General features: G+C 45.5%; 13 protein-coding genes and 1 rRNA gene. 7 read left to right on the forward strand and 7 right to left on the reverse strand.

Annotation, left to right across the window (positions count from 1 at the left end; translation table 11 throughout):
• A 16S ribosomal RNA gene (locus P3C17_RS17630) occupies positions 1-297 on the reverse strand; the annotation flags it as partial.
• A gap of 671 nt (positions 298-968) precedes the next feature.
• On the opposite strand from P3C17_RS17630, the gene P3C17_RS17635 reads away from it, so the two are divergent.
• A complete protein-coding gene (locus P3C17_RS17635; RefSeq protein ID WP_300930656.1) occupies positions 969-1,460 on the forward strand; it encodes an RNA-binding protein in 492 nt (163 codons plus the stop codon).
• A gap of 6 nt (positions 1,461-1,466) precedes the next feature.
• Here P3C17_RS17635 and murI read toward each other — a convergent pair whose 3' ends face one another.
• Positions 1,467-2,255, reverse strand: coding sequence for a glutamate racemase (murI, locus tag P3C17_RS17640; RefSeq protein ID WP_300930657.1), 789 nt, complete (start codon positions 2,253-2,255; stop codon positions 1,467-1,469).
• 168 nt (positions 2,256-2,423) lie between these two features.
• On the opposite strand from murI, the gene trmA reads away from it, so the two are divergent.
• Positions 2,424-3,518 (forward strand): tRNA (uridine(54)-C5)-methyltransferase TrmA, encoded by a 1,095-nt coding sequence (gene trmA, locus P3C17_RS17645; RefSeq protein WP_300930658.1) that lies wholly within the window; start codon positions 2,424-2,426, stop codon positions 3,516-3,518.
• Here trmA and fabR read toward each other — a convergent pair.
• Positions 3,515-4,132, reverse strand: a complete 618-nt coding sequence (gene fabR, locus P3C17_RS17650; RefSeq protein ID WP_008900055.1) for an HTH-type transcriptional repressor FabR — start codon at positions 4,130-4,132, stop codon at positions 3,515-3,517. The genes trmA and fabR overlap by 4 nt on opposite strands.
• 96 nt (positions 4,133-4,228) lie before the next feature.
• On the opposite strand from fabR, the gene P3C17_RS17655 reads away from it, so the two are divergent.
• Positions 4,229-5,347 (forward strand): fatty acid desaturase, encoded by a 1,119-nt coding sequence (locus P3C17_RS17655; protein ID WP_300930659.1) that lies wholly within the window; start codon positions 4,229-4,231, stop codon positions 5,345-5,347.
• Between the two features lie 107 nt (positions 5,348-5,454).
• Entirely contained in the window at positions 5,455-6,870 is a 1,416-nt protein-coding gene (gene sthA, locus P3C17_RS17660) for a Si-specific NAD(P)(+) transhydrogenase (RefSeq protein WP_233081787.1), read from the forward strand.
• A 65-nt stretch (positions 6,871-6,935) separates the two neighbouring features.
• Here the strand turns inward: sthA and hemE are convergent, their stop codons facing one another.
• Both hemE and nudC read right to left on the reverse strand, forming a co-directional pair.
• Entirely contained in the window at positions 6,936-8,024 is a 1,089-nt protein-coding gene (hemE, locus tag P3C17_RS17665; RefSeq protein WP_269836688.1) for a uroporphyrinogen decarboxylase, read from the reverse strand.
• 330 nt (positions 8,025-8,354) lie between these two features.
• Positions 8,355-9,155 carry an NAD(+) diphosphatase gene (nudC, locus tag P3C17_RS17670; RefSeq protein ID WP_300930660.1) on the reverse strand — a complete coding sequence of 267 codons (801 nt, stop codon included), beginning with the start codon at positions 9,153-9,155 and terminating at the stop codon, positions 8,355-8,357.
• Between the two features lie 150 nt (positions 9,156-9,305).
• Here nudC and rsd point away from each other — a divergent pair, with 150 nt between their 5' ends.
• A complete protein-coding gene (rsd, locus tag P3C17_RS17675) occupies positions 9,306-9,791 on the forward strand; it encodes a sigma D regulator (protein WP_300930661.1) in 486 nt (161 codons plus the stop codon).
• Between the two features lie 85 nt (positions 9,792-9,876).
• Here rsd and P3C17_RS17680 read toward each other — a convergent pair whose 3' ends face one another.
• A complete protein-coding gene (locus P3C17_RS17680; RefSeq protein ID WP_233081780.1) occupies positions 9,877-10,635 on the reverse strand; it encodes an FKBP-type peptidyl-prolyl cis-trans isomerase in 759 nt (252 codons plus the stop codon).
• 180 nt (positions 10,636-10,815) lie between these two features.
• Between P3C17_RS17680 and P3C17_RS17685 the strand changes: the two genes are divergently transcribed.
• On the forward strand, positions 10,816-11,715 hold the full coding sequence (locus P3C17_RS17685) for a hypothetical protein (RefSeq protein WP_300930662.1): 900 nt from the start codon (positions 10,816-10,818) through the stop codon (positions 11,713-11,715).
• Positions 11,712-11,936 (forward strand): SlyX family protein, encoded by a 225-nt coding sequence (locus P3C17_RS17690; RefSeq protein ID WP_300930663.1) that lies wholly within the window; start codon positions 11,712-11,714, stop codon positions 11,934-11,936. The genes P3C17_RS17685 and P3C17_RS17690 overlap by 4 nt, the downstream gene beginning before the upstream one ends.
• A gap of 20 nt (positions 11,937-11,956) precedes the next feature.
• On the opposite strand, the gene P3C17_RS17695 is transcribed toward P3C17_RS17690, so the two are convergent.
• Complete coding sequence (locus tag P3C17_RS17695; protein WP_233081777.1) at positions 11,957-12,163, reverse strand: YheV family putative zinc ribbon protein; 207 nt, start codon at positions 12,161-12,163, stop codon at positions 11,957-11,959.
• Position 12,164 lies beyond the last annotated feature (1 nt).

Here is a 12,164-nt window from a genome sequence, read left to right on the forward strand (position 1 = left end):
TGTGGCTGATCATCCTCTCAAACCAGCTAGAGATCGTCGCCTTGGTGAGCCATTACCTCACCAACTAGCTAATCCCACGTAGGCGCATCCGATAGCATGTGGCCCGAAGGTCCCACACTTTGGTCCGTAGACATTATGCGGTATTAACAGTCGTTTCCAACTGGTATCCCCCTCTATCGGGCAGCTTCCTACGCATTACTCACCCGTCCGCCGCTAGGTCCGAAAACCCCGCTCGACTTGCATGTGTTAGGCCTGCCGCCAGCGTTCAATCTGAGCCATGATCAAACTCTTCAATTAAGTTTAATTTGCCACCGAAATGGCTGCTCAGTATCACTGACTTAAAACATCCATCCTTTCGGACAGAGTATCTGTTAGTCACTTCACTGATATATATTCTTTGTGCGATTGCTCGCTGCAGAATCTAAACCGTGAGTGCCCACACAGATGATTGATTGCTTATTGTTAAAGAGCAGTGCTGAACCGGTTATTACCTTGTTCAGCGGGAGGCGTATCTTACACTTCCCAGAATTTGTGTCAAGCCAGCGATTTGAATTTATTTATCAAACCCACCTACTTAACTCACTTCGCTTCACTTTTGAGCCTTTCGACTCCACCGCGCTGCGAGGCGGCCATTTTAGTGATTTTCAACTCCGTGTCAAGCGATGTTTTGCATCATTTTTCACTTCATCTCAAAACCACCCCAGAGCTGCTTTCGCACCACCCCGTTGGCATGGCGCGCATTATAGGGAGTTTTTGGCAGCGTGCAATACCAAATCTTAGTTTTTTAGGGCTTTGGTGATCGTTTGCTGGTTAAACCGTCAATATGAGCAAAATAGCCCCAAAAACAATATCAGTAAGCATGCATTTAATAGTTGGCTGCTTAAGAACTAGTCGCTAATATGAAAGAGCTTTAAGTATTTATATGTATTTACTCTGACTCTTTCATCTTTATTACTTAGGAAATCTTTATGTTAGCTAATTTACAACGATCCTTACCTTTTACTCTGGCGTTAGCCATCATCGTTTATCTGCTTTTATTGTTAATCCCTGATCTTGCTTTAAGTGCTTCTGTCTCAGTAGCCATTGGTATAGTGCTGGGTGGTGTGTTGGTACCTATTCTGGTTGAAGTAAAAGGTGCCTCACTGGATAGCACTGGTTCTGCTGCAGCAGCGAAAACAAACTACGACGGCGAAACGGCCACTTTATATGTAGGTAACCTACCTTACCGTGCAAATGAAGATGCAGTACGTGAGTTGTTCCAAAAGTTTGGTGTAGTCGTCAACGTACGTTTGATGAAGGATCGCCAAACGGGTCGCCGCCGCGGTTTTGGTTTTGTTGAAGTGGCAGCGAAAGATGCCAACAAGATGATCCAGAAGTTAAACGACTTTGCGTTTCAGGAGCGTACTTTAAAAGTGCGTGAAGCCAAAGAGCGTCAGGACGGTGACGATAACGACGAATAAAATGTATTAGTCCTGATATAAATCTGGCCAGCAGCTCTGCTGGCCAAATCCCATTTGTGTGACTCTTCGTTTTTGCAGTTCCGTCAGTTCTTGTGTTGCAATAAAACAATCCTGACTCTGCTCTTTATATAGAGAAGTGATTTCTGCCACTAAATGTTGCACTCGTCTGGCTATCGCATCGGCAGTATCAAATAACTTTGGCGAATCCTTAAAAGCAGAACGGATCTCTTCAGCCAAAAACGGGAAATGCGTGCAACCCAGAATAATAGCTTTAGGTGCGAACTCATTTAAACCACAGCCTTTAATAACTTGAGCCACTTCAGCTTTTACATCAGCATCTGCCCAGACTTTTTGTTCTGCCAGCATCACCAGTTCACTGCTGCCAACCAATTGTACCTTGCTCTCACCAGCATAATCAGAGACCAACTTCTGTATATAGTGGCCTTTGACTGTGGCTGGAGTGGCCAGCAATGCCATTTTTTCGCCAGCACAATATAAAGCAGCAGGTTTTATCGCTGGTACTACACCAACAAAAGGTAAATCAAACTGCTGGCGTAACCAATCAACCGCCTGAGTAGTAGCTGTATTGCAGGCAATGACAATCAGATCCACCTGATGAGTCAGCAGATGTTCGGTTAGTTGTTTTAAGCGCTGGCGGATAAACAACTCCGACTTAGTACCATAAGGCAGGTATCTGTTATCCATCATATAGAAGTAGTCAGCAGGCACTAAAGCACGTACTGCTCCCAGTATAGAAAGACCACCCACTCCACTATCGATAAAACCTATACGCATGCCATATCTTCTGAAAAAACCTGCTGAAAAGCTCTGATGCTATTTTGCCAGACATTCGCCCGCTAAGGCAGTTGCTCTGCTACTTTTATCTGCAGTCTGCTTTTGCTGATAGACATTCAGGCAAAAGCCCTTAGAATAGGCCGCTTTTTCGACAACAGGTGACAGGCAATGGCTTTAGGGCAAGTATTTCCGGATTTATATGAAACTCAACTGGCAGAAAAGCAAACTGGCATACAGCAGCTGTTTGCATCCTATGCGTTGCCAGAGTTGGAGTTGTTCCGCTCCGAACCCAGCCACTACCGTCAACGTGCTGAATTTCGGGTCTGGCATGAAGGGGACGATTTGTTCCACATTATGTTTGACTCTGAAACCAAACAAAAACAGCGTATTGATTACTTCCCTGTAGCCTGTAAGCAAATAGCCGACTTTATGCCTGTACTGCTGGAAGAGCTGAAGAAGCGTCCGGCGCTGCGTAACAAGTTATACCAGATTGATTACCTGAGTGGCTTAAGTGGCGAGCTGTTGGTTTCTCTTATTTATAAGAAGCCGCTGAGCGACGACTGGGCAGAACAAGCGGCCTTATTAAAAGCTGATTTAGCAGAGCAATGGCCACTGGACTTTATTGGCCGCTCGCGCAAACAAAAAGTCTTGGTGCATCGCGATCATATTATTGAAAAACTGACAGTCAAAGATCGCACTTTAAGTTACCAGCAAATTGAAAACAGCTTTACCCAACCCAATGCTAAAGTGAATCAGCAGATGCTGGAGTGGGCTTGTAATATTTCAAGCCAACTCAAAGGTGACTTACTGGAACTTTATTGTGGTAACGGCAACTTCTCACTGGCACTGACGCCTTATTTCCGCCAAGTGGTCGCCACAGAGATTGCCCGCAGTTCGATTAAATCAGCCCAGCTGAATATTGAAATGAACCAGGTAACCAATTTGCAAGTGCTGCAAATGTCGGCTGAAGATGTCAGCGCGGCCATGGCCACAGGTAAACAATTAAAGACGTTGGATTTATCAGAGTTGCAACTTGACACTATTCTGGTCGACCCGCCACGTGCTGGTTTAGATCCAGCGACTGAGGCTTTTGTCAGCCAGTTTAACGATATTATTTATATTTCCTGTAATCCTGTAACTTTAGAGCAGAACTTACAGCAGTTGAGCAAAACCCACGAAATCAAAGCTTTTGCTTTGTTTGATCAGTTCCCTTACACCCACCATATCGAATCTGGTGTCTGGTTACGCAAACTTACTCCCTAGTTTTGCGATAACTGGGTTTTGCGGCCATAACTGGCAGCGCCATGAGCCATCCAGCGTAACTGCATAATAGTGCGCTGGGTGATTTGTTTACGCTGCTCTGCCGTTGCGTCCAGTGCATCAGCTCCGGCATGAAACACTAAGATCACCATAGCTTCTGCCTGCATCTGTGCCCGCTCTGCCGGGCAATCTGTTTCTTTACGCAAATAATCCGCCAGCTCGGCACCGAAATGATAAATCTCCCGGGCTACTGCACTACGAAAAGCCGCTGATGTGCCTGAACGTTCGCGCAGCAGCAAGCGGAATACGTTGCTGTGTCCTGTGACAAATTCCATAAAGGTTTCAATTGAGGTGCGGATCACGCTGCCATTGCTTTCAATACGATGCCGGGCCTGGCGTAATAACTGACGAAGCATCAGGCCAGCTTCATCGACCAGGGTTAGCCCTAATTCATCCATATCGGTAAAATGGCGATAAAACGAAGTTGGAGCAATACCTGCTTCACGGGCTACTTCACGTAAACTTAAACTTGAGTAGCCCTTATCAGCACTAAGCTGTTGAAAAGCTGCGTCTATAATAGCGCGTCTGGTTTTTTCTTTTTGTTGGGCGCGGGTCACGGCTCACTCCTTTTTGCTTCTGGCTCATTTTAACGCTTGACCCTGCAACTTTGCACGGCTAAATTAGCTTACAGTTGTAAGCTTAAAGTTCCCAAAATGAATAAACCCCCTATTATCTGGACCAACGTGATTTTGTTTGCGTCCACTTTTCTTGTCGCCGCCATACTGGTGCCTTGGTATGCCATAGCTGTTGGTTTTACCTGGACAGAGATTATTGCCACTATCTTATGCTTGGGTTATTGCGGTATGTCGATCACTGCCGGTTACCACAGACTCTGGGCGCACAAAACTTATGATGCGCATCCTGCTTTGCAATGGTTCTATGCCATAGGTGGCGCTTTTGCTCTGCAAAACAGCGCTCTGCATTGGTCTTCCGATCACCGGGTTCACCATAAATTTGTTGATCAAAACGACAAAGACCCCTACTCAGCACAGCGTGGGTTTTGGTTCAGCCATATTGGTTGGATGTTACGCGAGTATCAAAGCAACACCTATGAGGATTACAGCAACGCCCGCGACTTACAGAACAATAAAATAGTCATGTGGCAGCACAAAAACTATCTGGTACTGACTGTAGCAACCAACTTTGGTATCCCGCTGTTTTTAGGCTGGTTAACCGATAGCTATATCGGCATGTTATTAAGCGTTGGGGTTTTACGTTTAGTGCTGAGCCACCATTTTACGTTTTTTATTAACTCTTTAGCTCATATCTGGGGTAGCCAGCCTTACACCGATCAGAATAGCGCACGGGATAACGGCATACTGGCATTTGTAACTTATGGCGAGGGTTACCACAACTTTCATCATATTTTTGAATACGATTACCGCAATGGCATTAAATGGTGGCAGTTTGACCCAACCAAATGGCTGATTAAAAGCTGCTCCTGGTTAGGTTTAACCCGTAACTTACGCGTTTGCCCGCCGGACCGTATCGAAAAAGCCAAAGTACAAATGCAGCTTAAACGTGCGCAGGCCAAAGTATCGCATTTACCAGATGCTGAGCTGGTGATGCAACGCCTTGAGCATGAATACGAGCTGCTGATGGAAAAAATGCATGCGTATTACGATGTGAAAAAGGTATTGCTGCAACAGAAAAAACAACAGTTGATGCAGCAGTACAATGAATTTGATTTAAAACAGCAAATGCTGGAAGTACGGCGTAATCTGCAGCTGCAGCAAAAACGCTGGCGGCAGTTAACAGCACAATTTGCCTAAGCATTTGATAAAAACTTACAAAAGGTGGCATTTGCCGCCTTTTTTATCGCCTTTAATTCAGGATTTCTGATTAAATATAAAGAGTGCATTCAGCGAAGGAAAAACCCGTGGTCAAAGCAACTCAAAGCAAAACATATGATTTTGATGCAATTATTATAGGCACAGGTCCAGGCGGCGAAGGTGCAGCCATGAATCTGGCGAAAAGTGGCAAAACTGTGGCGGTAATAGAGCGCCACCAGCAAGTCGGCGGCGGTTGCACACACTGGGGCACTATTCCTTCCAAAGCATTACGTCATTCTGTTAGCCGTTATATTGAATACAAAGAAAACCCGCTGTTTCAGATGGATGATCAATCGTCCAACCTCACCTTTCCGCACATTTTAAAACACGCTGCGGGAGTGATTCGTAAGCAGGTGCAACTGCGTAGCAGTTTTTACGAACGCAACAGAGTCAAAATGCTGCAAGGTAATGCTTCTTTTGTCGATGCTCATCATATTCGTATTGAGCAGGATGGCTCACCGGATCAGATTATTTCAGCACAACATATTATTCTGGCGACAGGTTCCCGCCCTTATCGTCCGCAAAATGTGGACTTTACTCACAGCCGTATTTTTGACAGCGACACTATTTTGTCGTTAACAGACGATGTGCGGCATATCATCATTTTTGGGGCAGGCGTGATTGGCTGTGAATACGCGTCGATTTTCCGGGGTTTAGGTGTACGGGTGGATTTGGTCAATACCAGAGATCGGCTGTTGTCTTTTATGGACGCTGAAATATCAGATGCCTTGAGTTATCACTTCTGGAATTCTGGGGTAACTATTCGCCATGGTGAAGAATTTGATCGGATTGAAGGCTGTGACGATGGCGTTATTTTGCATCTGCAATCCGGCAAAAAAATGAAAGCTGACTGTATTCTGTTTGCCAACGGCCGCACCGGCAACACCGACAAACTCAACCTGAATGCCATTGGCTTAAAAGCAGATAGCCGCGGCCAGTTAAAAGTGAATGATAACTACCAGACTGAAATCCCTAATGTGTATGCCGTAGGAGATGTGATTGGTTACCCTAGCCTTGCCAGTGCCGCTTATGATCAAGGGCGTATTGCCGCAAACTCTATTATTCATGGCAACTGCAGTACCTACCTGATTGACGATATTCCGGTGGGCATTTACACCATACCTGAGATGAGTTCTGTGGGTAAAAACGAGCAGGAGCTCACTGCAGCCCGTGTTCCTTATGAAGTAGGCCGGGCTCAATTTAAACACTTAGCAAGGGCGCAGATTGCCAATACCAGTGTAGGCAGCCTCAAATTGCTGTTTCACCGCGATACCAAAGAGATCCTGGGCATTCATTGCTTTGGTGAAAGAGCGGCAGAAATTGTGCACATAGGCCAGGCTATTATGATGCAAAAAAATGGCGGCAATACCATAGAGTATTTTGTTCACACCACTTTTAACTACCCAACAATGGCCGAAGCCTACAGGGTGGCAGCCATGAATGGGTTAAACCGTTTGTTTTGATCTGCCAGCTAAAACAACAACGCCAGCATGAAGCTGGCGTTGTTGTTTCTCAGAACTGGAAAATTCTACTCGTCGTCTTCAGCAATCTCGGTATTCATATGATAAGTGCGGCTGAACGAATGCACTGCATCAATAAAGACACCGGCTTTTTCCGGATCCACATCAGGGGTAATACCGTGGCCCAGGTTAAACACATGACCTGAACCCATACCATAACCATCTAAGATAGCCTGAACTTCCTGCCGGATGCGCTCTGGCGTGCCTAACAGGATAGAAGGATCCATATTGCCTTGTAATGCCACTTTGTCACCGATACGGGCGCGGGCATGACGAATATCAATGGTCCAGTCTAAACCCACACCATCACAGCCAGTGGCAGCGATTTCTTCCAACCATAAACCACCGTTTTTGGTAAACAGCGTGACAGGCACAGGACGGCCATCCGCAAAACGGGTTAAGCCTGAAACAATTTGCTGCATATAGCTTAACGAAAATTCACGGTAATCATGAGGCGTTAACACACCACCCCAGGTATCGAAAATCATTACAGACTGAGCACCAGCGGCAATTTGCGCGTTCAGATACAAAATGACACTTTGCGTCAGTTTATCCAGCAGGATATGCACCACTTCTGGCTCTGTGTACATCAGCTTTTTGATTTTAGAGAACGTCTTGCTGCTGCCGCCTTCAAACATATAGGTGGCTAAAGTCCATGGGCTGCCGGAGAAACCGATCAAAGGCACTTCGCCATTCAGTTCGCGACGAATAGTACGCACAGCATCCATGACATAACGCAGCTCAACTTCCGGATCCGGCACAGGCAACTGCATCACATCCATAAAGTCGGTCAGTTGCTTTGTAAAGCGTGGGCCTTCACCTTCGCCAAAATACAACCCCATACCCATGGCGTCCGGTATAGTTAAAATATCACTGAATAAGATGGCAGCATCTAAAGGATAACGTTTTAACGGTTGCAGAGTGACTTCACAAGCCAACTCAGGGTTTTTGCACAACGACATAAAATCGCCGGCAATAGCTCGCGTCGCTCTGTATTCAGGAAGATAACGACCCGCCTGACGCATCATCCAAATTGGAGTGCGGTCGACTGGTTGTTTCATCAAGGCCCTTAAATAACGATCATTTTTTAGTTGCATCTATCATCTGCCATCTTTTGATTTATCCCTAGTTTATCACTGATGTCCGATCAGTCACCATTTTTTACCAAAAGCTATTTGCCCACAACGAAAAAAGCTGTTGCCCTGCAAAAATACATCTGTTATAAACTACCTGCGCTAGTAAAGAACAAGAATAAAGAAACTCGTTTTAACGAGTCCTCGTAACGCAAGTTACATCTCATTTAAGCCACGTTAGTGGCTTTTTATTTGCCTGCCATCCATGGCGCAAACCCTTACGGGCCAGCTAAAGCTGTTAAAAATCATTCCAGATAATTTTTTATTTGCCTGCCATCCATGGCGCAACACTCATTATCTTCCACCCTTAGCAATATACTGAATCACCTGACCTGATAAGGTTGCCACCATTGGTACTTCCGGTAACTGATCCAGATCATACCAATGGGCTTCCTCAATTTCGTCCGGCTGACATACCAGCTCGCCTGACTTATAGTCGGCGATAAAAGCGGTCATCAGTGAATGCGGGAAAGGCCAGGGTTGGCTGCCCATATAACGTAAATTAGTGATCTCAATCCCTACTTCTTCTTTTACTTCACGCACCGCGGCCTGCTCCAGCGTCTCGGCAGACTCAACAAAACCAGCCAGAATGGAAAAGAAGCCTGTTTTATGTCGGGCCGAGCGGGCCAGCAGCAATTGATTTTTGTCATTAACCACAGCTATCAGCACACAAGGATTAATTCTGGGGTAACAGCGATGACCACACTTGTGACAAAGCGCTGCGAGCTCCCAGTTCACCAGATGCATGGAGCTGCCACATTGACCACAGTATCGGTGCGTTTGTAAAAACAAGGCCACCTGACAGGCTCTGGCAGCATGTTCAAAAATAGCGGCGGACTGTAGCAATAAAACTCGTGCGTTATGCCACTGTTCTTCTGCTTCGGGTCTGTCGGTGTAATTGAGCAGATAACAATCCATCCCATCAATAGCACCGAGCAAACACAGAGGTTCACTGCCATCTAAAAAGTCAGGCAACTGGTCATAACGACACAGGGGGGGCGGCGCATCAACAGAATACAGCCAGATTTTGCCCTGACTGACAATAAACCAGTGACCATACAAGCCAGCGGTAGCAGGCACATTGTGCTTGATCATTTTTTGTTTTACTCCACCACTTATTCGTGTAAACAGGCGTATGATAGAGCCAAAGACTGAACCGACCAATAAAAAAGTAGTTGATCTTTATCCGAGAATTCTTTTAATTAGAGGTTCTGAGCAGTAAGTCACTTGAGTAAGGGGAAGTATATGTACACCCGTTTAGAGTCAGCACAGCAAAAATGGGGTGGCAGCCTGACAGCTATAGATAACTGGCTGGATGAAAGGCAGCGCCTGATTGTCCGTTATTGTGAGCTGGCCGCATTGCCTCCTTTTGACAAGAAAAGTGGGAATTCTTTGCCTGATTTGGCCGATATCCAGCACTTTTGCCAATTGCTGATGGATTATATATCCGCTGGTCATTTTGAAGTTTATGAACAAATTGTGTCGCAATGTGCAGTCAATGGCCATGATAGCCGCAAGCTGGCTGATGCCTTGTATCCAAAAATAGCAAAGTCTACTGATATGGCACTTGAGTTTAATGACAAATATGCTGAGGCTGATAGTCAAACTTTGTCAAAGAACTTTGATCGTGATTTGTCTATTTTAGGCCAGGCTTTGGTAGAGCGTTTTGATTTCGAAGATGAGCTTATTCAGACGTTACATAACAAGCATTCCAACGCTGTATCTGCCTGAGTTAGTCCTGAGTTAGTTTAGTTGCTGTCGTCGTAACAAAAGCAAAAAAGCGACCATCAGGTCGCTTTTTTTATCGGGCTACGTATTACTTAGCTTCAGCCGGAGCTTCTTCTGCAGGGGCTTCTTCGCCAATGCCTAATAATTCAACGTCAAATACTAAAACGCTGTTTGCAGGGATAGTACCCATGTCACGCTCACCGTAGGCTAAATCGCTAGGGATAGTGAATTTGAACTTAGAACCAACGCTCATCAACTGAACGCCTTCAGTCCAGCCTTTGATCACCTGGTTTAACGGGAACTGAGCAGGACCACGCTCTTTTGAGCTGTCAAATTCAGTGCCATCGACCAAAGTACCAGTGTAGTGCACACGAACTACGTCTGTTGCAGCTGGTTTTGGACCATCAGCAGCCTGAACCACTTCATACTGCAAACCTGACTCAGTCACTTTCACGCCTTCTTTTTTAGCGTTAGTTTCTAAGAATGCTTTACCAGCAGCCACGTTTTGTTCAGCCTGAGCTTTGGCCACTTCAACTTGTTTTTCACGGGCTGTTTGTTCCAGCGCCATCATCACTTTCTGAACTTCTTCTTCAGTCAGCTGAGCTTTACCAGCTAACTGATCCTGAATACCACGTACTATAGTTTCAGAAACTAAAGGTAAACCTAATTTTTCATGTTCCTGAATGGTAGTGTCGATAAAACGACCAGCAGATACACCTAAGCTGTAAGATTGTTTTGCAGTGTCAGTATCTAAAACCAGAGGTTTTGGCTGCTCAGCTTCTTTATTACAAGCAGACAAAGTTAAAACGGTAGCCGCAATCAGCGACACCTTAGTTAATAAACGCATGTATTTCTCCAATAAATAAGCAGGTTTGGCTGCAAAATTGTGTTTTAATAAGTTTAAAGGTTTTATGCAACGTCCCTATACTAACGGTTTGTGCTAATGACGTTAACCCATAGCTGTAAATATCTGATAATTTTTCTGGCAATTGGTCTCTTTGCCTGCTCAGAAGTTCAACCAAAATCTGTGCGACAAGTGCTGCATAGCGAAACGCCCTCTTATGGCGCTGCTATTAACGACAAAACAACACTGGTTGCTGTCTCTGCTTTAGACGCAGGCGTCACGGTCTGGGACCTGCAAAAAGATACAGCTTTGTATTCGCTGGGTCATCAGGAAAAAACCAATAATCAGATTTTATCTTTATCACTGAGCCCGGATGGCAGTCATTTATTAACAGGTGACAGCAAAGATTTTGCCTTATGGCAAATGAATGATGGCCGCAACATCGGTTTTTGGTCGGTAAAAGACGCCACGATCCGTGATTTAGCTGTGTCTGATTTTGGCCGCCATCTACTGGTAGGCCAAAGCGACGGTAAAGTGCAACATATCACCTTAAGTTCAGGCCGTCGCATTGAGTTTTTAGGCCACACCGAAAATGTGAATTCTGTCGATATGTCGGCCAATGGCCGCTTTGCTTTGACAGGCTCTAACGATCATTATGCCTATTTATGGGATACAGAAACGGCGCAGATTATTCATAGTTTCCCGCATCCAAACCGGGTGACTAAGGTAACGCTGGATCAGCAAGGTCGTTATGCCTTTAGTGCAGGCAGCGAACTGCAAGGTTTTATCTGGGATTTAAAAACAGGTAAACAACTCAGCCAGCTTGAATTAGCCAGAGCACAAATTATTACCGCCGCCCGCTTTAGTCCAAACGGAAAGTGGCTGGTGACAGGTTCTCCATCCAGAGCCTTAATTTTATGGGATGTGGCAACAGGGAAAAAAGTACAGCAGTGGCAGGTCAGAGCTATTCTCAATAGCAGGCCAGCCAGTGCGGTGATCCATGCGGTGGCATTTTTAAATGACAGCCAGATTATCAGTGAAAGCTCCAGTGGCGTAGCCGAAGTATGGGAGATTAAACAATGACAGAAAAAGTAGTGGAGTTGCAGCAACAACTCATTGATCTGGAGAGCAAACTTGCATTCCAGGAAGATATGGTGCAAACGCTGAATGACGAGTTACATGAACATCAGAAAAGCATCGAAAAACTGCAACGGCAAGTGATGATGCTGGCGGAAAAAATCAGTAAGGGCAACGACAGTGGCATTTTACGTGTAGATGAAGAGCCGCCACCGCCGCATTATTAACACCCATTCGCTTACTAACTTTATTCGGGTTTGAACACGCCTATCACCTGTTCAGCAGCACGCGAAGCTTTTGCCACCTGCTGTTCAGGTTGTGCCATATGATGGCCACATTGCACGCATTCTACTTTTTCCACGTTGTTTTCAATAAACAACATCAAGGTGTCTACAGCTTTACATTGTGGGCAGGTTGCACCGGCGATAAAGCGTTTTTTCTTTCTTTCCGTCATG

Origin of the sequence: Rheinheimera sp. 1928-s, assembly GCF_029269265.1 — a bacterium.
Classification (GTDB): domain Bacteria; phylum Pseudomonadota; class Gammaproteobacteria; order Enterobacterales; family Alteromonadaceae; genus Pararheinheimera.